At 67.1% G+C, this 23,649-nt stretch carries 26 protein-coding genes; 9 read left to right on the forward strand and 17 right to left on the reverse strand.

The genetic code is table 11. From position 1 onward, the window contains the following. Positions 1–95: 95 nt before the first annotated feature. Complete coding sequence (locus MC375_RS09480) at positions 96–1,133, forward strand: hypothetical protein (RefSeq protein WP_242103110.1); 1,038 nt, start codon at positions 96–98, stop codon at positions 1,131–1,133. Positions 1,134–1,227: 94 nt separating this feature from the next. On the opposite strand, the gene MC375_RS09485 is transcribed toward MC375_RS09480, so the two are convergent. The 3 genes from MC375_RS09485 to MC375_RS09495 are packed head-to-tail and all read right to left on the reverse strand — an operon-like array spanning position 1,228 to position 2,646. Next, positions 1,228–1,446: an RNA-binding S4 domain-containing protein gene (locus MC375_RS09485; protein WP_242103111.1), complete on the reverse strand. Its 219-nt coding sequence runs from the start codon at positions 1,444–1,446 to the stop codon at positions 1,228–1,230. 5 nt (positions 1,447–1,451) lie between these two features. Continuing rightward, on the reverse strand, positions 1,452–2,111 hold the full coding sequence (locus MC375_RS09490; RefSeq protein WP_242103112.1) for a serine/threonine protein kinase: 660 nt from the start codon (positions 2,109–2,111) through the stop codon (positions 1,452–1,454). 25 nt (positions 2,112–2,136) lie between these two features. After that, the gene (locus tag MC375_RS09495; RefSeq protein ID WP_242103113.1) at positions 2,137–2,646 is read right to left on the reverse strand and encodes a sigma-70 family RNA polymerase sigma factor; all 510 of its coding nucleotides are present in this window, start codon (positions 2,644–2,646) and stop codon (positions 2,137–2,139) included. A 181-nt stretch (positions 2,647–2,827) separates the two neighbouring features. On the opposite strand from MC375_RS09495, the gene MC375_RS09500 reads away from it, so the two are divergent. Next, a complete protein-coding gene (locus tag MC375_RS09500) occupies positions 2,828–3,367 on the forward strand; it encodes a DUF4019 domain-containing protein (RefSeq protein ID WP_242103114.1) in 540 nt (179 codons plus the stop codon). 66 nt (positions 3,368–3,433) lie between these two features. Here the strand turns inward: MC375_RS09500 and msrA are convergent, their stop codons facing one another. The 4 genes from msrA to MC375_RS09525 form a co-directional block, all read right to left on the reverse strand. Continuing rightward, the gene (gene msrA / locus MC375_RS09505; protein ID WP_242103115.1) at positions 3,434–4,123 is read right to left on the reverse strand and encodes a peptide-methionine (S)-S-oxide reductase MsrA; all 690 of its coding nucleotides are present in this window, start codon (positions 4,121–4,123) and stop codon (positions 3,434–3,436) included. A gap of 30 nt (positions 4,124–4,153) precedes the next feature. Next, entirely contained in the window at positions 4,154–4,681 is a 528-nt protein-coding gene (gene msrB, locus MC375_RS09510) for a peptide-methionine (R)-S-oxide reductase MsrB (RefSeq protein ID WP_242103116.1), read from the reverse strand. A gap of 229 nt (positions 4,682–4,910) precedes the next feature. After that, a complete protein-coding gene (locus MC375_RS17720; protein ID WP_277929420.1) occupies positions 4,911–5,612 on the reverse strand; it encodes a general secretion pathway protein GspB in 702 nt (233 codons plus the stop codon). 18 nt (positions 5,613–5,630) lie between these two features. Then, entirely contained in the window at positions 5,631–7,226 is a 1,596-nt protein-coding gene (locus MC375_RS09525; RefSeq protein ID WP_242103117.1) for an ExeA family protein, read from the reverse strand. A 91-nt stretch (positions 7,227–7,317) separates the two neighbouring features. Between MC375_RS09525 and MC375_RS09530 the strand changes: the two genes are divergently transcribed. After that, a complete protein-coding gene (locus MC375_RS09530) occupies positions 7,318–7,662 on the forward strand; it encodes a cupin domain-containing protein (RefSeq protein ID WP_242103118.1) in 345 nt (114 codons plus the stop codon). A gap of 28 nt (positions 7,663–7,690) precedes the next feature. Here the strand turns inward: MC375_RS09530 and MC375_RS09535 are convergent, their stop codons facing one another. The 6 genes from MC375_RS09535 to MC375_RS09560 all read right to left on the reverse strand — a co-directional run bounded on the left by MC375_RS09535 (position 7,691) and on the right by MC375_RS09560 (position 14,897). Beyond that, entirely contained in the window at positions 7,691–8,635 is a 945-nt protein-coding gene (locus MC375_RS09535; protein WP_242103119.1) for a DMT family transporter, read from the reverse strand. 43 nt (positions 8,636–8,678) lie between these two features. Beyond that, a complete protein-coding gene (locus MC375_RS09540) occupies positions 8,679–9,959 on the reverse strand; it encodes an MFS transporter (protein WP_242103120.1) in 1,281 nt (426 codons plus the stop codon). 712 nt (positions 9,960–10,671) lie between these two features. Then, the gene (locus tag MC375_RS09545) at positions 10,672–11,649 is read right to left on the reverse strand and encodes an aldo/keto reductase (protein WP_242103121.1); all 978 of its coding nucleotides are present in this window, start codon (positions 11,647–11,649) and stop codon (positions 10,672–10,674) included. Positions 11,650–11,765: 116 nt separating this feature from the next. After that, positions 11,766–12,608 carry a DUF72 domain-containing protein gene (locus MC375_RS09550; RefSeq protein ID WP_242103122.1) on the reverse strand — a complete coding sequence of 281 codons (843 nt, stop codon included), beginning with the start codon at positions 12,606–12,608 and terminating at the stop codon, positions 11,766–11,768. Further along, positions 12,605–13,024, reverse strand: a complete 420-nt coding sequence (locus MC375_RS09555; protein ID WP_242103123.1) for a VOC family protein — start codon at positions 13,022–13,024, stop codon at positions 12,605–12,607. Before MC375_RS09555 ends, MC375_RS09550 begins: the two co-directional genes overlap by 4 nt. A gap of 43 nt (positions 13,025–13,067) precedes the next feature. Next, positions 13,068–14,897: a DUF885 domain-containing protein gene (locus MC375_RS09560; protein ID WP_242103124.1), complete on the reverse strand. Its 1,830-nt coding sequence runs from the start codon at positions 14,895–14,897 to the stop codon at positions 13,068–13,070. A 105-nt stretch (positions 14,898–15,002) separates the two neighbouring features. Between MC375_RS09560 and MC375_RS09565 the strand changes: the two genes are divergently transcribed. Both MC375_RS09565 and MC375_RS09570 read left to right on the forward strand, forming a co-directional pair. Next, on the forward strand, positions 15,003–15,350 hold the full coding sequence (locus MC375_RS09565; protein WP_242103125.1) for a GFA family protein: 348 nt from the start codon (positions 15,003–15,005) through the stop codon (positions 15,348–15,350). A gap of 43 nt (positions 15,351–15,393) precedes the next feature. After that, on the forward strand, positions 15,394–16,263 hold the full coding sequence (locus tag MC375_RS09570) for a DUF2785 domain-containing protein (RefSeq protein WP_242103126.1): 870 nt from the start codon (positions 15,394–15,396) through the stop codon (positions 16,261–16,263). A 55-nt stretch (positions 16,264–16,318) separates the two neighbouring features. Here MC375_RS09570 and MC375_RS09575 read toward each other — a convergent pair whose 3' ends face one another. Further along, positions 16,319–16,612, reverse strand: coding sequence for a hypothetical protein (locus tag MC375_RS09575; RefSeq protein ID WP_242103127.1), 294 nt, complete (start codon positions 16,610–16,612; stop codon positions 16,319–16,321). Between the two features lie 126 nt (positions 16,613–16,738). Here MC375_RS09575 and MC375_RS09580 point away from each other — a divergent pair, with 126 nt between their 5' ends. Next, complete coding sequence (locus tag MC375_RS09580; RefSeq protein ID WP_242103128.1) at positions 16,739–18,058, forward strand: MFS transporter; 1,320 nt, start codon at positions 16,739–16,741, stop codon at positions 18,056–18,058. 105 nt (positions 18,059–18,163) lie between these two features. Here the strand turns inward: MC375_RS09580 and MC375_RS09585 are convergent, their stop codons facing one another. After that, entirely contained in the window at positions 18,164–19,099 is a 936-nt protein-coding gene (locus MC375_RS09585; protein ID WP_242103129.1) for a peptidylprolyl isomerase, read from the reverse strand. Positions 19,100–19,335: 236 nt separating this feature from the next. Continuing rightward, positions 19,336–19,878 (reverse strand): HupB, encoded by a 543-nt coding sequence (locus tag MC375_RS09590; protein WP_242103130.1) that lies wholly within the window; start codon positions 19,876–19,878, stop codon positions 19,336–19,338. Positions 19,879–20,013: 135 nt separating this feature from the next. On the opposite strand from MC375_RS09590, the gene MC375_RS09595 reads away from it, so the two are divergent. Then, on the forward strand, positions 20,014–20,394 hold the full coding sequence (locus MC375_RS09595; RefSeq protein WP_242103132.1) for a PadR family transcriptional regulator: 381 nt from the start codon (positions 20,014–20,016) through the stop codon (positions 20,392–20,394). Next, complete coding sequence (locus MC375_RS09600) at positions 20,391–21,326, forward strand: sensor domain-containing protein (RefSeq protein WP_242103133.1); 936 nt, start codon at positions 20,391–20,393, stop codon at positions 21,324–21,326. Before MC375_RS09595 ends, MC375_RS09600 begins: the two co-directional genes overlap by 4 nt. Positions 21,327–21,365: 39 nt before the next feature. Here MC375_RS09600 and phaZ read toward each other — a convergent pair whose 3' ends face one another. Further along, complete coding sequence (gene phaZ, locus MC375_RS09605; RefSeq protein ID WP_242103134.1) at positions 21,366–22,667, reverse strand: polyhydroxyalkanoate depolymerase; 1,302 nt, start codon at positions 22,665–22,667, stop codon at positions 21,366–21,368. Between the two features lie 88 nt (positions 22,668–22,755). Between phaZ and MC375_RS09610 the strand changes: the two genes are divergently transcribed. Then, positions 22,756–23,130: a TfoX/Sxy family protein gene (locus tag MC375_RS09610; RefSeq protein ID WP_242103135.1), complete on the forward strand. Its 375-nt coding sequence runs from the start codon at positions 22,756–22,758 to the stop codon at positions 23,128–23,130. Positions 23,131–23,649: the final 519 nt, after the last annotated feature.

Consider the following 23,649-nt stretch of genomic DNA (forward strand, 5'->3'; position numbering starts at 1 on the left):
GCAGCGAGTGGTCGCGGGTTCATCGCCGATTCGTCCGCTTGCGCGGCAATGCGCCTAGACTGGTGGCCGGTCTCCCGGTCCTTGTCAGAAAGTCGATGCAAATCCCCGTTTTCGCGGGACTGATGTTGGTTGTGGCCCTGCTCGTGGGCTGTCAGCGCGAGCAGCCGGCTTCCGCGGCCGCTCCAGTGCGCGGCAAGACCACGGCCGACAGCGGGGCCATCAGTACTCCGCGCCCCGTGACCGATGTTCTGCCCACGCCCAAGGACGTGCTGGACGGCACCCACTGGCCTGCGGCGCGGGTCGGCGAAGGGGAGGCGAATATCAGCTGCAGCACCGATTACGAGCTGGGCGACGGCATGCCGCTGGCGAACCTGGAGTACTTCAGCGTGCTCGACGCGATGGATCGATGCCGCGACGAGGGTCTGGTGCGCCTGCATTACCGCGGCAAGATCGATGCCGGCTTCGCCGACCTGGTCGAGCGCGTAGCCGCCATGTCCGAGCGCATGGAAATCGACAACCGGATCCTCGACCTGGATTCGGCGGGTGGCCAGGTCGAAGACGCGATCCGTGCCGGCGATGCCATCGGCGCCGGGCACTGGACGCTGTGGGTGCGCGAGGGCGCCGTGTGCCACAGCGCCTGCGTGCTGATCCTGGCGGCGGGCGACAACCGGCTGATCTCCGGCGACGTCGGCATCCATCGCATGATCCGCATGAGCTCCACCGCCAGCACCCGCGCCGAGCTCAACAAGGAACTGCGCGAAGTGCAGAAGCAGCTGCAGGACTACCTGGAGCGCAACGGCGCTGCACTGGCCATTGCCGACCTGATGATGACGGTGCCCAGCCGCGATCTGCGCATGCTCACCCAGGAAGAGCTGCGCGAATACGGTCTGTCCGGTGCCAATGCGGTGCAGGAGGATCTGGAACGTATCGCCCTGTTGCGCAGTTGCGGCCAGGACTTCGTGCGCAGGAAGGAAGGCTTCATGCGCGAGTTCGGCCAGAGCTGCGCGCGCCAGGGCCAGCACGTGGAGGCGATGAACGACTGCAGCCGCAAGCTGCGCGAGCGCTTCGGCTTCCCGGACAAGGCGTGTCCGGACGAGACCCCGATGCCCGAGGCCGATCTTTCGCTGCAGTAGCGCCACTCGCCCCGGCATGCGCTGCCGCGCCGGTGGCCGGGCACCAGTCAGCTGTGGCGGGCGCCCGCTACCCGTTCTTCCGCACGTTCGTCCGTCAGCCTGCGCGCACGTGGATCTCGAGCTGGCCGGTCGTCACCACCTGCCCGGCGCGGATCTTGCAGGTCTTGCGCAGTTCGACTTCGCCATCCACCCGCACCGCACCGGTGGCCACCAGCTGCTTGCCGGCGCCGCCGCTGTCGCAGGCGCCGGCCAGTTTGAGCAGCTGGTTGAGCTCGATGAAGTCGCGTTCCAGTTCGAAGTCGATGCGTTGCACGGCCGTCATTCCTGTTCGAAACGTGCGATCTCGTCGAGCAGACGCCGGCCACGGCGGATGCCATCGCAGCCGTCGGCCATGTCGCGATCCGGAAGGGGCCCGCGATGCGCCCGCCATGCGGTCCACGCCCAGGTCCCCAGCAGTCCGGCGATGCCGACGGCCAGGCTCAGCCAGATCCACGCGGGCGTCGGAAGGCTGCGGTCGACATCGCCAAGGCCGGCGAAGCCGAGCACCACGATCACCCACATGATCCACCACGGCAGCCCGCAGACATTGGAGTTCACGGTGTGGAAGCGCAACAGCCGGGCCATCTGCTTCTGGATCACGACCACCGGCGCCGAGTAGTCGATCATGGCCACCAGGCCGAGGGTCAATCCGGCCATTGCCGCGGTGATCACGCCGAAGGCGTGCAGCAGCACGCCCGATGCGAACAGGGCCGGCACGTCGAGGTTGCGCGACCAGCAGGCGACGCCCAGCACGATGATCCCCACGCCGAGCAGCAGTTGCAGCCATTGCCCGAACACCAGCGATCGCAGCCCCCTACGCGCGTTGTCCAGCTTGCGTTCGCGCAGCAGTTCCAGCTGCAGCCGGTCCTGCCGCGACAGGCGTGCGTCCAGTGTCTGCCAGGCGCTTTTGAAGTCGTCGAGTTCCATGGTGGTGTCCATCGTGTCGTGTCTATGAGTGAAAAGGTCAGAGTTCGTCGCGGATGCGCTGTTTCAGGCGTCCGATCTTGGTGGAGACATTGGTTTCGCTGATGCCGAGGATCTCCGCGATCTCGCGCTGCGGCCGTTCGTCGAGATAGAGCAGCAGCAGGGCCCGGTCCAGGGGCGGCTGCCGGTCCACGAAACCCTGCAGCAGGCGCAACAGCTGCGCGCTTTCGTGGTCGGTCGGCTGGGCGTCGGCCAGGTCGTGCAGGTCTTCGTCCAGTGGCACCGTATGGCGCTGTTGCCGGGCATGGCCGCGCACGAAGTCGATCCCCACGTTCAGGGCGACCCGGTACATCCAGGTGGTGAAGCTGCGCGCCGGGTCGTAGCCGGGCCAGGCGCGCCACAACTGCGCGGCGATCTCCTGTACCAGGTCGGCGCGGTCTTCCGGATGCCGACAGTAGGTATTGGCCACCTTGAACACGATCGCGCGATGGCGTTCGAGCAGGTCGCTGAACGCTTCGCGCGCGCTGGCGTCCGTTTTTTCCCTGGGCATCACGCTGTCCATCCTGCCTGTTCCGTGTCCGCGGGTCCGGCGCCCGCGCGCCGCTCGCAGACATGATTCGGACCAATGGACGGTTTCTCACATGCGTAGGCGCATGATGCCCGCCGGCGCGCGGCGATGGTGGACACCCCAGGGGTAGAATTCGGTCCGCCCCCGCAACACCTACCCCCCGATGAAGGTCTTGCATTGCATGCTGCTGGCGACGTGGCTGGCAGCGTCCGCTGCCGTCGCGCAGGAATCCACCGTACCCGCAGGTGCGGGACAACCCGCGCCGGCACATCAGATCCCCACGCAGCCGCCCGCCCAGCCGGTCTCCGGCCAGCAGTTGAGCCCACAGCAACAGGCGGCGGTGAAGAAGCAGAATGCCGAGATGGCCGATGCGGCGCAGCAGGTCGTGGCGCTGGTCGATGCGGGTCGCGCCGGTGAGGTGTGGGATGGCGCGTCGGCAGTGATGAAGCGTCTGGTCCCGCGCGACGAGTTCATCAACCAGGTCGGCAGCGATCGCGATCGCCTGGGCAAGGCGCTCGAGCGCGGCGAGCCGGGCGTAAGCCGCACCCAGTTCCCGGCCGGCGCGCGGGTGCCGCAGGGCATGTACGTCAACGTGGCAATGCCGACCCGTTTCCTGAAGTCGCCCGGACCCGTGCGGGAGCTGGTCTCGTTCCGGTTCGACGAGGACCGCATCTGGCGCGTAGCCGGATACAGCGTGCGGTAGTCGGCGCTGCGGCGCCGACGAAGATCGGCTCATTGGGGCGTCGGGGGCGTAGCCCCGACCTGTGCGCTAGCCGCCCTTCACGAGCTGCGGGAACTGCCGTTTCAGGTTCACCAGCTTCGGGGCGTCGTGATAGACGATGTACGGCTCGTTCGGGTGGTGCCGCATGTAGTCCTGGTGGTAGTCCTCGGCCTGGTAGAAGCGCGTCAGCGGCGCCACCTGGGTCACGATCGGCTTCGGATAGGCCTTCGCCGCATCGAGCTGCGCGATATAGGCCTGCGCAACGCGTTTCTGCTCCGGGTTGCCATAGAAGATCGCGGAGCGGTATTGGGTGCCGACATCGGGGCCTTGGCGGTTGAGCTGGGTGGGATCGTGCGCGACCGAGAAGAACACCTTCAGCAGCTGGCCGTAGCTGATGACCGAGGGGTCGTATTCGACCCGCACGGCTTCGGCATAGCCCGTGCGGCCCCTGCTGACATCGTCGTAATTTACCGGCGGCCGGGTACTGCCGCCCGCATATCCCGAGGTGACCTGGCCGACACCCTTGAGCTGTTCGAAGACAGCCTCCACGCCCCAGAAGCAGCCGCCGGCGAATACCGCGACCGCCGGCTTGCCAGTCGTGTCGTCGGGCACGTCCGCATCGGACTGCGGATCCGGCAATGTCGCGGCCTTCTGGCCGTTGGCTTGGCCCGGGCTGCAGGCACTGGCGGCGACCAGTGCGAAGGCGAGCAGGGCGACGCGAAGGGTGCCGATGTGCATGGGGATCTCCAGCGGAATAGTGAGGCGGCCTCAGGCGGCCTTGGCGAAGCGAAGCGATACGGAGTTCATGCAGTAGCGCAGACCGGTCGGCTCGGGACCATCGTCGAACACGTGGCCCAGGTGAGCGTCGCAGCGTGCGCAGGCCACTTCCGTGCGCGTCATGCCGTAGCTGGTGTCGCGACGCTCCACCACGTTCTGGCGCGCGATCGATTTCCAGAAACTTGGCCACCCGGTTCCCGATTCGAACTTGGTCTTCGAATCGAATAACGCCGTGTCGCAGCAGATGCAGCGGAACACGCCTTTCCCGTGCACCTTGAGCAGCTCCCCGCTGAAGGCGCGTTCGGTCCCCTCGTGGCGCGTGACCTGGTAGGCGAGCGGGGAAAGCTGCCGACGCCATTCGGCGTCGCTCTTGACCACCATCGGCACGGTGGCGACGCGCACGCGTTTGCCGTCATTGGAAAATTCGACGATCTCCACCGATTCGGGCAGCGCCCTGGGTGCGCCCGACGCGGCGACGCTGTCACGGCTGCAGCCCAATGCCAGCGCACTGAGCGACAAGGCAGCGCCGGTGAGGAAACGGCGACGGCCTGGGGAGTGAAGAGGAGGGGCTAGGGCGGGTCGCACGGCGAGTCTCTGCCTGTGGCTTCATATGGGTATACGACGTCCGCAGCAGAAAGGTTACTTCGCGGCCTCGATCCGTACCCGTTCCACGCCGCAGCATCAGCTGTGATTCACGTTGGATGCTCGGCCCCTCCACCCGCGCTGGAATGCGGCTGGACCGGCCGCTTCAGCGTACCGGGACCCGGACCCGGCGCCCGTGCCACTCAAGAAGAACGCCATCGGGTTCGATCCGGGCAATGCTCGCTTCGCCGACGCGGTCGCCTTCGCCCAGACGCTGTCCGTCCAGGATCACGAACCTCCGTGTCGGATCCTCGTTCCACAGGTGCATGCTCAGCTTCAGCGGCGGCAATGCATTGCGGGTCTCCGCATCCAGTTCGCCGACCAGCAGCACGCGGCCGCTGTCGGCGGGAGCGACCGGCGCAATGGGGGCGGGTGGAGGCGCAGGCGTTGGCGGAGACGCTGGCGCTGGCGCAGGGATCGCGGTGCGGGTGGGCGCGTCGTCTCCGACGTCGGGCACAGGCGGCGCAGCCACGGTTGCGGAGGGTGCGGTCGCCACGGCTGCAGCGGGCCTGGCAGGCATGGGCGTACGAGCGGGGAGCGGCTCGGGCGTCGGTGACTCGGCAGGGAGCGGCCGTGTCGCCGTTCGTGCAGGCGGCGGAACGCTGGCGATCGGCGCCGGGCTCCGGTTCGCCAGCACCAGCCACGCAGCCAGCCCGAGCACTGCAGCCAACGGCACCAGCCACCACCATCCCGGGAGGGCGCGCCCGCGGCGCAGCGGCGTGGGCGGCAGCTCGGTGTGCAGGTCGGGCGGAAGGCCGCGGCGCCGCTCGGCTTCGGACTTGCGCAGGGCTTCGAGGATCAGGGACATGGGTCGGGGCTCACAGGCCTACAGCTCGCGCTGCAACCGCGGGCCGGAATTTTCGCCGGCCAGCGCGATCAGCGTTTCGGAGCCGGCCACGCCGTCGGTCGGCAGGCCGCGCGCCTGCTGGAACCCACGTACTGCGGACGCCAGCGCGGTGTCGTAGCGGGGCGGATTGATGTCCGGCTGCTTGAGTCGTTCGCGCAGCCAGGCCACGCCGGGGCCGGTACCACCCGGGAGCAGCGGTTGCGCCAGTTCGGCAGGACCAAGCCACAGTGCGAAGTAGCGGCCATCCCAGACGGTCTGCAGCGTGCTCCGGTCGATATCGATCGTACCTGTCGCCAGTCCCAGCCGCGCCCGTCGCGCGTCCGCACCCAGCAGCAGGGCCCAGCGTGGAGCGCCATCCTGCGCGCGCAACGCGAGCAGGATCGGGCGATCCAGCGCCAGCAGGCGATCGAGCGGTGCGCGTCCGGCGGCGCAGTGCACTCCCGCGGCAATGGCCGTGCAGCGCCCGGCATCGTCGACGGTGATGGCCGCAGCGGGCTGGTGCCACAGCGTGAGCAGTCGTTGCCACGTCGGTCGCGGCGAAGGCGCTTCCGCCTGCAGGCGCGCGGCGAGTGCTGGCGGTTCGAGGCGGGGCACAGCGGCAGGACGGATCGCCGCGGCCGCGGACGGCGTGGGCGCTTTCGTCGCCGCAGGCGCGGGAGCCGGCGCCGGTAGTGGCGATGGCCGCCACCATGCTGCGAGCGCCAGCACAGCGGCACCCGCCGCAACGATCCAGGGCCATGGCACGCGCCTGCTGCCGGTGCGCGCGGGCAACGCCTCGTCCGCGGCCAGGTCCACGATGCGCTCGTCCAGGGCGGTGGCATCGCGCGCATAGCCGGCCAGCAGCGAGCGTTCGGCGATGACGTTGATCAGGCGCGGCACTCCGCCGGAGCGGGCATGGATACGCCGGAGCGCGCGCGCGGTGAAGGGGAAGCGTTGGCCACCGGCGATGCGATAGCGATGGCGCAGGTACTCCGCGGTTTCATCCGCATCCAGCGGCGTGAGATGGAAGCGCGCGGTGATCCGCTGGGAAAGCTGGCGCAGGTCCTCGCGCGCCAGCATCGCGCGCAGCTCCGGTTGGCCCAGCAACACGATCTGCAGCAGCTTCTGCGTGTCGGTTTCCAGGTTGGTGAGCAGGCGCACCTGTTCGAGCGCTTCCACCGACAGGTTCTGCGCCTCGTCGATCACCACCACCACGCGCAGGCCCTGCGCGTAGGCGTCGAGCAGGTAGGCGTTGAGCGCGTCGATCAACGCCTTGACGCTGCCACGCCTGTCGCCGACGTCGATATGCAATTCTTCGCAAATCGTTTCCAGCAGTTCGATCGCCGATACGCGCGGGTTCAGCACCAGGGCCACGCGCGTGTTCTGGGGAATCTGCTCCAGCAGCAATCGGCTCAGGGTGGTCTTGCCGGTGCCGACTTCCCCGGTGAGCTGCACAAAACCGCCGCTGCCGCCCTGGCCGATGCCGAACAGCAGGTGCGCGAGTGCGTCCCGGTGGCGCTCGCTGAGGAATACGAAGCGCGGGTCGGGCGTGATCGAGAACGGCGGTTCGGCCAGGCCGTAATGCTCGAGTACCATGCGCAGGCGCCAGATGCGGGGCGGCAAGCGTGCCACGAATCGCCGCCGGCTTCACGGCGATGCCGCGATACTGCCTGCGCGGAGGTGAGCGATGCAAAGCAAGCAACTGCGCTTCGGCCGCGGTTTCCGCGTGGCCTTCGATGTCCGCAAGGCCCAGGCCGCGGAAATGGTGCTCGAACCCGGTGCCAGCGAGGGCGACGCCAACAACCGCCACCGGGGCGCGGATCAATGGCTGTACGTGGTGTCGGGCAGCGGCGTGGCGGTGGTGGAGGGCGTGCGCGTGCCGCTGAAGCCGGGACGCCTGCTGGTGATCGAACGCGGCGAGCGGCACGAGGTGCGCAATACCGGGCGCACTGTGCTGAAGACGCTCAACTTCTACTATCCGCCGGCATTCGATGCGGACGGGGATCCGGTGGGTCCGGGGCGCCGGCGCTGAGCGGACGGCCTGACGCGCCCACAGCGCGTTATTCCACGCGCCTGGCCTCGGCCGTCGCCAGGTTCTCCAGGTGCGCCTGGCTGCGCGGCCGCCCCAGCAGCGGCTGCGCGAACACCGCCAGCAGGATGATCGCCACCCCCAGATAGAACTGTGGCGACAGGTCGCGCTGCTCACCCAGCAGCAGCATCGCCAGGACGATTGCGTAGACCGGTTCCAGGTTCAGTGCCATCTGCGCGCCGAAGGCGCTCATGTGCCGCAGCGCCACCAGGGCCAGCGAAAACGGGAACAGGGTGCAGGCCAGCGCGAGCACCAGCAGCCACGCCATGTCGCGCGCGCCCGGCACCTCCAGCAATGGGCCGTCGAACACGGGAAACAGCGTGGCCATCGCGGGCGCCAGCAGGGTCAGGAGCACGGTGCCGGCGCCCAGTTCGATGCCGGTCACCGTCAGCGGATCGGCGCGCCCCACGAAACGCTTGTTGAGCGATCCGAAGATCGCAACCAGAGCCGCCGACATCACGCCGACTGCGATGCCGCCGCGCAAGCCCGTGGGTACGCCGCCCACCACCAGCGCGACGCCCGGCAGCACGCCGATCCCGAGCGCGAGTTCGCGCCACGACAGCCGGGTGCGCACCACCAGCGGTTCGATCAGCGCCGTGAACACCGTCGCGAGCGCCATGCAGGTGGCAGCGACCGAAGCGTTGGCGAGTTTGATCGCGCCATAGAACGTGAGCCAATGCAGCGCGACGAGCATGCCGATGCCCGCATAGGCCAGGCCGATGCGCAGCGGCATGGCGCGCAGGCCGCGCCAGAACCGCGGCAGCAGGGCGACCGCAACCACCACCAGCAGCATGCGCCACCACACCAGCGGCAGGGCGGGCAGGGTGATCAGCTTGCCCAGGATCGCGGTGAATCCCCACAGCAGGACGCACAGGTGGATCTGCAGCTGGGCGCGGCGGGCTTCGGGCGTGGGCATGCGCGGATTATCGGCGATGCCCGCGCCGTGGGGTCGCAAACTCCTACACGGGCGAGGCCGGTTTCTCCGCGATCGTTCGATGCGCCCTCGCCAGCGCCCTGCCGTTCGCGGCCCAGACCAGCGCGATGCCGGCGCCGATCAACATGGCGATCGCCGGCTGCGAGGCCAGCATGTCCACGCCCGCCTTCACCCAGCTGCTGACGGCGTCCGCGCCGCGATACACCACCGTGTCGACGAAGTTCTTGGCCTTGTACTTGGCGCTGTCGGAGACCGCGGTCCACAGCATTTCCCGACCGGGCCGCACGAAGGCGTATTCGCCCGCGCGGCGGATGACCATCACCACCACGAACACCGCGAACGTGGGCGCCAGCGCCAGCCACAGGAAGCCGGCCGCGGCCGCCAGCGGCACCGCAACCAGCAGCACGCCGATTCCCAGCCGCTGCGCGATGCGCCCGGTCAGGAACAGCTGCGTCAGGATCGCGATCGCCTGCACGATCGCATCGATCGTGCCGAAGACCTGGGTCTGGCGGGTCTTGTCCGGAAATGCGGCTTCGACCAGCCGCGCCTGCTCGAAATACAGGAAGGTGGTGACGCTGGCCAGCAGCACCACGAACAGGGCGATGCCGAGCATGAACGGCGAACGCAGCACGTCGGCGGCGCCGGCAAGCGGGCTGCCGCCCAGGGCGCGGCGACGCATCGCGATCTGGTCGGGGTGCAGCGGCCGCGCGTCGCGCCAGCGCTGCACGATGCGGGCCGAGAACGCCGCCGCCAGCAGCAGGGCGGCGGACAGGAAGAGCAGCCCCGCATGTCCGATCGGCCGCACCAGGGCCACGCCCAGCAGCGGGCCGACCAGGCCGCCGGCACTGGCGCCCGCAGCCATCAGCGCAAACAGCCGCTTGGCCTGCGCCACCGCGAACAGGTCGACCAGCACGCTCCACGCCACCGAGATGGCGATCATGTTGAACACCGACAGCCAGACGTAGAACGTACGCGCCAGCCACACCTCGTCCGGCCGCGCCAGGAAGCCGAACGCGAACAGCAGCAGGTTCGCGGCGAAGAATCCGAACACCCAGTACAGGATGCGCCGGCGCTGGACCCGCGCCGCCACCCAGCCGAACAATGGCATCGCCGCGAGCGTGGCCACGAACGTGCCGGTGAAAAGCCACTGCAGGTTGTCAACCCCGCCGGTGATGCCCATCGTCTCGCGCACTGGTCGCAGCATGAAATAGCCGGCGAATAGCAGGAAGAACAGCAGGAATCCGGCTGCGACCGGTGCGACTTCCTCGTCGTGCAGATTGAACAGGCGCGTCAGCCAGCGGCGCATGGAACTTCCCCTGGAAGATGGCCGCCGGTAACGGTGGCGGTCTGGCTGTCGCGGTTGGTCGTCACGGTGGTAGCGCTCTTGCGCAAGATTGTTCGTCCTTCGGAACGGGGGGTGTAGAGCTTTCGCCTTGCGGCGAGTTACTTTCTTTGCTGGTGCAAAGAAAGTAACCAAAGAAAGCACCCAGGTGGATCCACTTCATTCAAGCCGGCCGGAACCCATCGCCATTTTCGGACTCGCCATCCATGGCTCGATCCGAAAACGGCCGGCATCCATGCCGGCCGCCCTCCGGGTGTCTGGATGCGGGTCGCATACGCAGTATCGAGAACGTCAAAGGCTGAGAATCGAGCCGGTGAGACGGAGCGCAATCTGATGATCCAGATTCCGCGCCTTGACTTTCGCAGTCCCGCAGTAGCCGCCAACGATGGGCCATGGATGGCCGCCGTTTTCGGACCGAGGCAGGAGGCCGAGTCCGAAAATTCCTTCGCCACCCACACGCCTTGAGCGATCTGTCGAGGAAGGTGCTTTCTTTTGGTTACTTTTCTTTGCACCAGCAAAGAAAAGGAACTCGCCGGCAGGCGAAACCGCTCTACGCCCTTAAACGGGTTGGTGTTGATTTCCGATACATCAGCATGGGATTTCCGCACCCGCTTTCGCGGGAGGCAAGCTCTGCGCGGGGATGGCCACTCAGGGTTCACACGCAGTGTTCCCGGTCTCACGCGAACATCTTCACCAGCTCATCCTGCTGCGCCTGGCTGAGCAGCGGACCGGCCCCGCCCTTCAGATTGTCGGCCTGGCGTTCGGGTTTGCCCGTCGCCGGAATCACCACCGTCACTGCCGGATGGCTCAGCACGAAACGCAGGAACATCTGCGCCCACGAAGTGACCTGCATTTCCGCGGCCCAATCCGGCAGCGGCCTGTCGCCGGCGACCGAGAACAGTTTGCCGTCGTCGAAGGCGCGGTTGACCATCACCGCGATGCCCAGCTCCTGTGCGATCGGAAAGATGGTCTTCGCCGCCTGCGGCGCGGCGACCGAATAGTTGATCTGCACCCAATCGGGCTTCTCCGCGCGCATCAGGCGCGCCAGGTCGGCATGGCCGCTTTCGACGTAGTGGGTCAGGCCGATGTACTTGGTCTTGCCGGCTTGCTTGAGTTCGCGCGCGTACGGCAACGCCTGTCCGATGTTGCGCAGGTTGTGCACCTGCAGCAGTTCCACCGTGTCGGTCTGCAGCCGGCGCATGGAATCGGCCCACTGCCGTTCCAGCGCATCGCGGTCGTCGGCCGCCAGTTTCGTGGCCAGGAAGCACTGCTGGCGCCAGCCACCTTCCTTGAGCAAGGCGCCGACCACATCCTCGGCGTTGGAGTAGTTGGGCGAGGTATCGATCGCGCGGCCGCCGCCGGCGAAGAACACCTTGAGCACGTCCTTCAGCGCCGCGAATTCCGGCGAATCCATCGGGACTTCGTAGCTACCGGACGTTCCTACGCCGATCGCCGGGATCTGCTCGCCGCTGGACGGGATCGTGCGCATGATCAGCGCACCGGCGGTCGCTGGCGCAGCCGCTGCTTTTGGCTCGGCCGGCGGCGGCGCAGGGACGGCGGGTGGCGGTTCCTGGCTGCAGGCAACCAGCGGCGCAAGCGTCAGCGCAGCGGCGGACCAGGCGGAATCGGACAGGAAGCGGCGACGGGTGGCCATGGCTTGCTCCTCGTGGCTGGAAATCGCGACCTTGCCGCAGGATTGGCTAAGTGGACGTGAGCGGACAGTGCCGGAAGGCGTGTGTGCGCCCCTCTCGCGCAGGGCGGACCGACGATCTACAGCATCCTGGTGAGCGCCATCGCCGCAGCCGGATTGCGCTCCTTGGCGGCACTGATGAAATAGATGAAGACATCCCGCTGCGCCGCGTCAGGTGCCGGTCCGGCGACGGTCTTCGGCAGGTCGTCCGGCTCGCTTCCCGATGCCCACAGGTGCGCGCGGGCTGCCCATTGCGCCAGCTCGGCTTGCGGATATCCGGTGGGCGTTGCGGCCCGCGCCCGCATCAGGCGCGCGTAGACGAAGTCGGCGGTGACATCGGCGAACGAAGGATGTTCTTCGGAATCGGTGAACACCGTGGCGATGCCGTGCTGGCGGGCAAGGCCGATCAACCACGCATCGACGAAGGCCGGGTCGCGCACGTCCACCACATGCCGCAGCGGCCTGCCGTCCCAGGTTTTGGGCAGCAGCTCGACGAATGCGGCAAAGCCCGCGCGTTCCAGGCGCTGACCCTTGTCGAACTGCCAGACCAGTGGACCCAGACGATCACCCAGTTCGACGATGCCGCCGACGAAATCCTCGATCTGCGGACCGGTCTTTTCCAGCGCACGCGACTGCATGATCCGCGTCGGCGCCTTGGCCGAGAACACGAAGCCCGGCGGGGTTTCGTCGCGCCACTTGCCGTAGGTCGCCGGCTTCTGTGCGCCGTAATAGGTGCCGTTGATCTCGATCGCGGACAGGTGCCGGCTGGCGTATTCCAGCTCGCGGCGCTGCACCAGCCCCTTCGGATAGAAGTTGTTGCGCCACGGCGCGAAGGTCCAGCCGCCGATGCCGACCCGGATGCCCGCGACCGGCGGCACCGAGCGATCGACCCATTCTTCCGGTTCTGTCGTGCGAGGGCTCATGCCTGCGCGGTGTCCTGCCATGGATCGTAGCTGCCGAACCACCACAGATGGCCTTCGGGATCGCGGCAGGCGTAGCCGCGGCCACCGTATCCCTGGTCGGCGATCTCGATCGCGATCTGCGCGCCTGCGGCCTTGGCCCGCGCGTAATGGGCATCGACATCGGCCACGATCACGCAGGGGCTCTGGGTCTCGCGGCGACCGGTGTCCTCCAGGTCCGCAATGAGCTTGCCCCATTCGCTGTCGCCACCGGACGAGCCGAGCATGATCATGCCGTCGCCATAGGTCAGCTGCGCGTGGTGCACCGTATCGCCGTCGGCGTAGACGGCCTGCTTCTCGAAGCCGAATGCTTCGCACAGCCAGTCGACCATGTGCAGCGCGTCGCGGTAACGCAGGCAGGGAATGATGGTCGAAGCCATGTGCGAATCTCCTAGATGAAGAGGAATCGTTTCCTACTCAGCATCATTGAATGGGCTCTTGAAGCATCAGCTGGCGCACGAACCGTACCGGCGGCGCGCCATAGGAGAGCACCTTGTCGTGGTACTGCTTCAGGTCGAACTTGTCGCCCAGCTTCGCCTCCCACGCATTGCGCGTGTCGAAGTGCTCCTGCGCGCCGACGAAGTAGGTCGCCAGCTGGCCCGAGGACAGCTGCGCGCGCACCCACTTGCCTTCGGCCTCGCGCTCCTGCTGGAAGGTCTGCTTGACCATCAGGTCCATGGCCTGTTCCTTGGTCCAGTTGTCCACGTGCAGGCCCTGGTCGAGGATGGCATTGGCCACGGCGCGTGCGTAGAACTTCAGCTGCATCAGCCGGAACAGCGGATCGTTGTCCATGTAGCCGGCGTCGGCCATCATCCGCTCGGTGTAGACCGCCCAGCCTTCGGCGAACACGCCCGAACGCAGCACCGCACGCAGGGTCGAGGGGAACTTGGACGAATGTACGCCCTCCAGGTAGTGCCCAGGCATCGCCTCGTGGATGGTGAGCACGTGGATCAGGCGCTTGTTGTACTCGCGCAGGAACGAATCGACCTGGGTGTCGGTCCAGTCCTCGGGAATCGGCGAGATCGCGTAGTAGGTGTCCAGGCCCTTGTCGAGCGGACCGGGTGAATCGCAGTACGCCACCGAAACGCCGCGCTGGAACTCGGGCATCAGGATGATCTTCACCGGATCGTCCGGGACCGTCACGAGGTCCTTCTCGCGGGTGAATTTCGTCGCCACGTCGAGGGTGTGCTTGGCGAAGTCGACCACTTCCTCGCGGCCGGGCTTGTCGGCATAGGCCAGCTCGAGCGCTGCTTCGATCGCCTTCTGCTGCTGGTCCGGCGTCGGCGCGTCGGGCAGTTCGGGCGCGCCGGGCTTGTCCTTCAACACGGTCTGCGCAACCTTGTGCATCTCCTCGCGCACGCGCTTGAGCTCGGCCTCGGCCCGCTGCTTGATTTCCGCGCGCGAGAGAGACGAATTCAATGAGAACTTGAGCTTCTGGTCGTAGCGCTCGGCGCCGATGCGGAACTCGCCCTTGGCGTTCGGTACCAGGGTCCCGTCCAGCCACTGCTGGTGTTCCTCCACCGCCTTGCGCGTGGTTTCGATCGCCGCATCCATGCGCTTGCGGTCCTCCCCGGTGAGTTGCCCCGCATTCGGGGTGATGAACGTGTCGATCAGGCTGAGCACGCCCTTGTTCTGTTTGGCCACGGTTTCGGCGTGCGTTTTCGGCACGCGCGCGGGGTCCAGGTTTTCGCGCGCCTGCGCCAGCAGTGCCGGCAGCTTCTCCATGCGCGCGGTCGCGGATTTCAGGCGCTCCGGCATGGGGGCGAACTCGCGCGCCATCAGGTTGTAGATCGCGCCGCCGGCCAGCCCGCTGTAGACCTGCGGATCCCAGGCCCAGCTCTGCATGGTTTCCAGATCCCAGAGGCTGCCTTCCAGGTTGTTGCGCATGATCAGCGCGTCGACCTGGTTCTCGCGCGAGAGCGCCTGGATGTCGAGTTTGCCGAGCTCGGCCAGCATCGCCTTGTTCCACGCGATCGCCTTGTTGCGCCCGGCCTCGCTCAGGTCATCGATTTCGCTGTCGTGGCGGTGCTCGCCGATCTGGGTGGCCGAAACCGGATTGAGCGCCAGGCCTTCGTCGAGGAAGCGTTTCGATAGCGCAGCGAACGCGGTGTCGGTCTGCGTGGATGAGGGGCCCGCGTCGGCGGCCGGCGGCTGCGCGCCATCGGCGGGCGGGGAGGAGGGCTTGCACGACATCAGGGTGGCGGGGGTCAGGGCGGCGGTCATGAGTGCGACAGCGAACGGGCGGACGCGCATTCGGGGATCCGGCAGCAGGGGGAGGGGCAAGGATAGTCGGCCTGCCGCCAGCGCGCATGCCGCGCTGCGCTATGCTCCGGCCCGGATCGCAACCGGAGCAGGATCATGACCCACGAAGGTAGCTGTCACTGCGGACGCATCGCATTCACGCTGGAAGGCGAGGTTGGCGATGTGATCGACTGCAACTGCTCCATGTGCCGGCGCAAGGGCGCGCTGCTTGCGGCATTCCCGCGCGAGGCCCTGACCCTGAAGACGCCCGAGGCGGACATGGGCACCTACAAGTTCAACAGGCACCTGATCGACCACCATTTCTGCCTCACCTGCGGCATCTCGCCCTTCAGCGAGGGCAAGGGCCGAGACGGCAAGGCGATGACCATGGTTAACGTGCGTTGCCTGCCGGACGTGGACCTGGCCAGCCTGAAAGTGATTCCTTACGACGGCGCCAGCGTCTGACAATGCCGCGCGTCGCAACTCCGGGGGGAACATCATGCGGTTGATGTTGATTGTGCTGTTCATCCTTGCGGCGGCGCCAGCGATGGCCTGCCCGCCACCGGGATACGACAAGCCGGCGCTGCAGGCGCTCAAGGAGAACGGGTTCGCGGTGGCCGACCCTGCGCGCAGGCGTGAACTCGCCCAGGCGCTGGTCGCCTGCCTCGGCGATCCCGATCCGGAGCTGCGCGACGGCATCGCCTTCGAAGCGCTGAGCCAGTGGATGCGTGCCGACGCCTTCGATGCCGCCCAGATGGGCGCGCTCCGCGACCGGCTGTATGGCCTGCTCGATGGTCCGGAAGGCGAAGGCTACGCGCGCCCCTTCGCCGCGCTGGTGCTGTCCGAAGTGGCGCGCACCGATCGCATCAAGCCGTGGATGTCGGTGGCCGAGCGCGCCGCGATGGTCGACAAGGCCGCGGCCTACGTCGAGGGCGTGCGCGACTATCGCGGCTACGACGACGTGCAGGGCTGGCGCCACGGCGTGGCCCATGGTGCCGACTGGCTGATGCAGCTGGCGCTGAATCCCGCGCTCGACCGTGCCCAGGCCGATCGCATCCTCGCAGCGGTGGTCGCGCAGGCGGTGCCGGCTTCCGGACACGCCTACGTATTCGGCGAGCCGGAGCGCCTGGCGCGACCGGTTCTGTTCGTGGCCCAGCGCGGCCTGCATTCGGACGCAGAATGGGCTGCCTGGTTCGCCGCCCTGGTGCCCAGGATCGGCGATGCCAAACAGGCCTACCGCAACGTCGCTTGGCTGGCGCGCAGGCACGACCTGACCGGCCTGCTGCATAACATCTACCTGCAAGCCGGGAACAGTCAGGATCCGAAGATCCGCACGCTGCAGCCGGCGGTGCTGGCTGCGATCAAGGCGATCCCGTAGGCGGTTTTCCCGCGAGGCATCGACGGGCTTCTGGACGCGACGGCGGCGGTCGGCGCTACTCGTCCTCTTCCTCGAACTCCACCATCGCGTCCAGGTCGAAGGCGAGCGCTTCGGCCGCTTCGCGCACCTTGCGGGCGGTGGCGTCGTTGGGGGCTTCGATCTCCAGCACATGGAAACCCGGTCCCTGGTCGTCGGTCAGGCCGGCGGAACTGGAATCGTCGTCGTCCATGTGCGGCATCAGGTCCTGGATTTCCTCGACGTGCTCGATTCCCTCCAGGCTTTGCAGCAGGTTGATGATCGCGCGGGTGTTGTCTTCGCTGGCGGTCACGCGCATCCGCATCATGGGCATGGCACATCTCGTGTGGGTCGGGGGCGGCGTCAGGCTATGCAGGCGCAGGCTAAGCGTGCGTGATGATGCGCGAGATGATCGCCGATGCGTCGTGTCTGCGAGCGCGGGCCGGATAGAATCCGGCGCATGGATCGAGCACACCATTCCGCGCCCGAAGTACCGCATCGGCTGCGTTCGATCTTCAGCGGTTCGGTCGGCAACCTGGTGGAATGGTACGACTGGTACGCCTATGCCGCGTTCTCGCTGTATTTCGCCAAGGCGTTCTTCCCCAAGGGCGACGACACCGCGCAGCTGCTGAATACGGCGGCGATCTTCGCGGTGGGATTCCTGATGCGCCCGCTGGGCGGCTGGGTGCTCGGCCGCTACGCGGACCGGCACGGGCGCAAGGCCGCGCTGGTGCTGTCGGTCATGATGATGTGCGGCGGCTCTCTGATGATCGCGTTCACCCCCGGCTACGCCAGCATCGGCGTCGCCGCGCCGGCGCTGCTGGTGCTGGCACGGCTGTTGCAGGGCCTGAGTGTGGGCGGCGAATACGGCGCATCGGCCACCTACCTGAGCGAGATGGCCACCCGCGAGCACCGCGGCTTCTGGTCCAGCTTCCAATACGTGACCCTGGTCATGGGCCACCTGCTGGCGCTGAGCGTGTTGATCGTGCTGCAGCAATGGCTGCTCACGCCGGAACAGCTGGAAGCCTGGGGCTGGCGGATCCCATTCGTGATCGGCGCGCTGGCCGCGCTCAGCGCGCTGTGGCTGCGGCGCAACATGCGCGAAACCGAGTCGTTCGCGTCCAGCGAGGCAGACACGTCAGCGTTGCACCAGCGCCGCCAGGGGACGCTGCGCGAGCTGCTGAAGCATCCGCGCGCGGTGCTGACCGTGATCGGCCTGACCATGGGCGGCACGTTGGCGTTTTATACGTTTACGACCTATGTGCACAAATTCATGGTCAACAGCGCCGGCATCGACAAATCGACGGCGTCGCTGGTCAACGCCGGCACGCTGTTCGTGTACATGCTGCTGCAGCCGGTCGTCGGAGCGTTGTCCGATCGTATCGGCCGGCGCCCGGTGCTGATCGGGTTCGGTGTGCTCGGAACGCTGTTCACGGTGCCGATCCTGTCCGCCCTGCAGCAGGTCCACACCGGCCTGCACGCCTTCTGGCTGATCCTGGGGGCGTTGGCCATCGTCTCGGGCTACACCGCGATCAACGCGGTGGTGAAGGCGGAACTATTTCCGGTCGAGGTGCGTGCCCTGGGCGTGGCCTTGCCCTATGCGCTGACCGTGGCCGTGTTCGGTGGCACCGCGGAATACGTGGCGCTATGGTTCAAGGATGCAGGTCACGAAACCGGCTTCTACTGGTACGTGACCGCCTGCATCGCCTGTTCGCTGGCGGTGTACCTGTGGATGCCGGACACGCGCGACGTTTCGAAAATCGACGCCGATCGGGCATGACGCGCCGTCCCTGGTGGGAGCGGCCTTGGCCGCGAATACCTAGGCACCGGAAGCCGGAAACTCGAGAGCAATCGCGGCCAAGGCCGCTCCCACAGGCCGCGATCTTCAGGGTTTCGCGGCCGCCTTCGCGCCCGGATCGCGAGTGGGCAGCGGCACCAGGCACAGGTCGATGTGTCCTGCCGGGATGGAATAGAAATCGTCGACGCGATTGCGGCGCGCCTCGGTCGCCTCTTGAAAGGCCGCGCTGTCGGTGCGCAGCAGCTGGATCGACGTGCGTTCGGCCTCGGGCACGTCGCTGGCCAGGCGGATCGCCTTGATCGGCACGCGCTTGCCGGGGTCCTCGAAGAACCCCATCGGCTCGGGGCCGCGCGGCACGGCGCTGAGCAGGTCCATGCCCTTGATCACGCGTCCGACTGCGGTGAGTTGCCGGTCGAGGGCGCGTGGCGCCTGGCCGATGACGACGTAGAGTTCGGCGCCGATGCTGCTGTCCGGCGGATTGCCGCGGCCGGCACCCAGCATCCCGTAGCAGTGGGTCATCCACAGCTTCCCGCTCTTGGGATCGCGCGCCGCCGGGAAGCCGTCGGCAAACCCCACTTCCGGCGCCCAGCCATCCACGTCGGGCAGGCGGTGGAAGGCGACACCGTCCGCGTTGCGGGTGAATTCGGCGGGCAGCTTTTCCTTGGTTCCAGCCGGGAACGCCTTGCGCTTGGTTTCGTCGTCACCGTCCGGATCCCCGAACTGCACGACGAAGTTGTCCTGCGAGCGGTAGATGTTCAGCCCGTCCCAGAAACCGCCCTTGGCCATGGTCTTGATGTTGGCCACGTGTTCGGGGGCGAAGCCGGGCGCCAGTTCGATCACCACGCGCCCGCCTTCCAGTTCCATGTACAGCGTGTTGGCCGGATCCGGCGTGCGCCATGCGGACGCGGGGGCTGCGTCGATGATCTCCTTCGCGCTGCGGGTTTTTGGCTTCTCCGACTCCTGCGCGGCGAGGGTCAGCGGCAGGGCGAAGCACAGGGCGAGGGCGAGCAGGGCAGGGCGCATGGGAAATCCCGCGGGTTGTGTGCGCCGAGTGTAGTGCAGCCCGCGCCCTAGGCTCGCCGCACCTTGCCGCCTGGCCAGCACTTCGGACAGGGACCCGGGCCACGGTACTTGTGCCCACGGCTGCAGGTTTTCCAGCCGTTGTTGGTTGCCGTCTTCTTGCCGGTTGCTACCTGCCTGTTGGTCATCTGCGTCCTCTCCTGCCTGCCAGGGCAAGGCGCGGAACACAATCGCGGGGTCTAACCGGTCCGCTTCCTGGCCGGCGACTTGCGCGCAGTTGTCTTCGTTGCCTTGCGCGTCGCTTTCTTGGTCGCCCTGCGCGCGGTTTTCTTTGCAGGCGACTTGCGGGTGGATTTCTTCGCGGCCTTGCGCGTCGCCTTCCTGGTGGTCTTGCGTGCGGCCTTCCTGGCTGGCGCTTTGCGCGTGGCCTTCTTTGCGACTTTCTTCTTCGCGACCTTCCTGGTGGATTTGCGCGCGGTGCTCTTCTTTGCCGTTTTCTTCGCCGCGGTCTTCTTGCGCCCGTATGGCTTACCGGCCTTTTTCGCCGCACGCGTCTTCGCGGCCTTCTTGGCGCTTTTGCTGGCCGCTTTCTTGGTCGCGGCCTTGGAGCGTCCGCGGCCCGAACCCGACTTCTTGCCGCCGCCGGTCTGCTTGTTGACGGTGGCCCAGGCGCGTGCTTCGGCCTCGTCGTCGGAGATCCCTTCGCGCTTGTAGCCCTCTTCGATGTGTTCGGCCTGGCGCTTCTGCTTGTCGGTATAGGCGGATTTGTCGCCGCGTGGCATGGCTTGGCTCCGTGCGGGATTCCGAACCTAGCGCGGGCCCTGTGGGCAGGACGGCAAGACAGGGTGACTAGTGGCATATTCACTATATCGAACTGAGTAGTAGTATTCCCTCCAACCTAGCTTTGGGCCTGCGCCATGGCCGAGTCCGACAACCACCTCAGGAAATTCCAGAAGGAGCTCAGCGCCGGCACCGTGTCCCTGGTGCTGCTGGCGGTGGTGGCGGGGGCGCGTGAGCCCATGTACGGCTACCAGATCGCCAAGCGTCTGGAGCAGGTGGGCGAAGGCGTGCTGGCCGGCAAGCAGAGCGCGCTGTATCCCGTGCTGCGTAACCTGGAGGGCGCCGCGCTGCTGGACAGCTTCGTCGAGCCCTCCACAAGCGGTCCGCCGCGCCGCTACTACCGCATCACGCCGATCGGTCGCATCGCCCTGGGTGAGTGGGCGGCGGCCTGGCGTGCCACCCGTGACTCCGTCGATTCGGTCCTGAACGACCTCCTCCCGCAGGGGACTTCCGCATGAACGCTTCGCTTCCGCGCTCCATTCCCGATTACCTCGATCGCTTGCGCGAGGCGCTGGCCGGCGCGGACCCCGCCCTGGTCCAGGACGCGCTCTACGACGCCGAGGAATACCTGCGCTCGGAACTGGCCGAGAACCCGGGCAAGTCCGAGGCCGAGGTCATCGCCGCGGTCGCGTCGAGCTACGGCGCGCCGGATGAGGTCGCCGACATCTATCGCGATACCGAGGTGAAGGTGCAGACCGCGCTGCGGCCGCCGGCGCCGCCGCGGCGCAAGTCCGCACTCGGGCGCTTCTTCGGCGTGGTCGCGGATCCGCGCACCTACGCGTCGCTGTTCTACATGGTGCTGGCGCTGGCCACCGGCATCTTCTATTTCGTGTGGGTGGTGACCGGCCTGTCGCTTTCGCTCGGCCTGTCGATCACGATCATCGGCATCCCGCTGCTGATCCTGTTCTTCGGATCGGTCCGGATCCTGTCGCTGGTCGAGGGCCGGTTGGTGGAAGTCATGCTCGGCGAGCGCATGCCGCGCAGGCCGCTGTATGCCGATCGCAGCCTGCCGCTGATGGAACGCATCAAGGAGCTGTTCACCGATCCGCGCATGTGGAGCACGATGCTGTACTTCGTGCTGATGCTGCCGCTGGGGATCTTCTACTTCACCCTGGCGACGGTGCTGATCGTGACGTCGCTGGCCTCGATCGCCGCGCCGGTGCTGGTGTGGACCGGGTTCGCCGACGTGGGCATGAGCGTGGACGGATGGACCCTGATCAATCTCCAGAACGACGTGCTGTACACGAACGTGCCCTACTGGGGCTTGCCGGTGCTGTTCGTCGGTGGATTCGTGCTGCTGTTCGTGACCCTGCATGTGGCCCGCGGCATCGGCAGGCTGCACGGATCGCTGGCCAAGCGTCTGCTGGTGAAGTCGGCGCAAACCGCCTGACCTGGATCAAGGGTCGTGAGGAAGAGCCGTAGCGCCGGCCTAAGGCTTTCTGCGCGTTGTCGCCTTGCGCTTCGACCCTCTGGCCGGAGCGGCGGGCGCTGAATGCCGGGCGATGAAGGACTGCACCTGCGGATAGACCTGGGTGCGCCAGCGTCGGCCGCTGAAGATGCCGTAGTGCCCGGCGCCGGGCACGGTCAGATGCTCGCGCTCCTTCGCGGCGACGCCGGTGCACAGGGCGTGCGCGGCGCGGGTCTGGCCTTCACCGGAAATGTCGTCCAGCTCGCCTTCGATGGTCATCAGCGCGGTGCGCGTGATCTTCGCCGGGTCGACGCGCTCGCCGCGCACTGTCCACAGCCCGCGCGGCAACAGGTGTTCCTGGAAGACCACGCGGACGGTATCGAGGTAGTACTCCGCAGGCATGTCGAGCACCGCGTTGTATTCGTCGTAGAAGCGGCGGTGCGAATCGGCGTCGTCCAGGTCGCCCTTGACTAGGTCCTGGTAGAAATCCCAGTGCGACTGGAAATGGCGCTCGGGATTCATCGCCATGAAGCCAGCATGCTGCAGGAATCCCGGATAGACGCGTCGGCCGCGTCCGGGATAGTTGGCCGAGACGGTGTGGATGACATTGGTCTCGAACCACCACAGCGGCTTCTGCGTGGCCAGGTTGTTCACCGCCGTGGGCGACTCGCGGGTGTCGATCGGGCCGCCCATCATCACCAGCGAACGCGGCGTGGTCTCGCCGCGCGCGGCCATCAGCGACACCGCGGCCAGCACCGGTACCGTGGGCTGGCACACGCTGATCACATGCAGGTTGTCTGCGCCGATATGGCGGATGAATTCCTCGATGTACGCGACGTAGTCGTCGAGGGTGAACGCGCCATGCTCCTTGGCCACCATGCGCGCATCGACCCAGTCGGTGATGTAGACCTTGTGGTCGCGCAGCAGGGTGCGCACGGTGTCGCGCAGCAGGGTCGCGTGGTGACCAGACAGCGGTGCCACCACCAGCACGCTCGGGTCGGACTTCAGGTCGTGGACACCGTCGGCTTCGTCGCTGAAGCGCTTGAAGCGCAACAGCCGGCAGAACGGCTTCGCCAGTACTTGACGCTCGACCACCGGGTATTCGCGGCCGCCGGATTCGACCTGGTGGATGTCAAACTTCGGCTTCTCGTAGTCCTTGCCCAGCCGGTAGAACAGCTCGTATCCGGCGGCCAGGCGCTGCGCGCCCGGCACCGACGACAACCAGCTGCCCGGTGCCGAAAACGTGCGCGAGCCGGCCTCTGCCCAGAAGGTGGCCGGTGCCATCCAGGCGCGCAGGAGTTCATGGTACTGATACAGGAACATGGGAGGTCCGGGCTGATGCTGCACCGCAGCATACCGGATCGCCTTGTCTGACGTGTAAACGCTCCCGGCCCGCGCGTATGGTGGGTCAATGGCCACGGACACCTCTGAAATCGATCATCTGCTCGAGCTGCTCGAGCCCTTTGGCCCCCTGACCGCACGGCGGATGTTCGGCGGCTGGGGCGTCTACGCCGACGGGCCGATGGTTGCGATCGTGATCGACGGCGAGCTGCTGTTGAAGACCGATCCGGCAACGCGCGCCGTGTTCGAGCAGGCCGGATGCCGGCCGTTCGTCTATCGCACCAAGGGGCGCGAAGTGCCGATGAGCTACTGGTCGGTGCCAGAGGCCGCGCTCGATTCCGCCGAAGCGATGCAGCCGTGGGCGCGCCTGGCGCTGGAAGCGGCGGTGCGCGCGGCGACTGCGAAGCCCGCGCGCAGTCGGACGCGGAAGCGCGGCGGAACCTGAGCCGAAGATGCCTGTGGGAGCGGCCTGTGGGAGCGGCCTTGGCCGCGACTGCCCTTGATTCGTCCCGTCTCACGATTAGCCGGGGGCAACGATCAACTGCAATCGCGGCCAGGCCCGTTCCCAGAGGATTTGCGGCGAGCGGGTCAGCCGGGCTCTTGCGGAAACTGACGCGCGCCATCCGGAATCACCACGCCCGGAAGCTTGCTTCGCGTCCAGATATGGATGGCCTCAGACAGATCGACCGCCTCGTCCAGCGAACCGCCCTTGATGTTGAGCGTCGCCGTCGCACCGCGTCGCTGGTGCCACAGACGGGTACCGCAGTGGGGGCAGAAAACCAGCAGTCGAGCGTATGTCCGCTTGCGGTGGGACGTGACCACAGCCTCGGCTCCCCTCGCTTCAGCAACAGCGCCGCTTGTGGTACCTGCACGGAAATCCCGAACGCCGAGGCCGACTGCCTGCGGCATTCGGTGCAGTGACACACGAAGATCGCCAGCGGCCGGGCATGCAGCGCGTAGCGGA

This window comes from Lysobacter sp. M2-1 (assembly GCF_022662495.1).
Lineage (GTDB): Bacteria > Pseudomonadota > Gammaproteobacteria > Xanthomonadales > Xanthomonadaceae > JAKPBU01.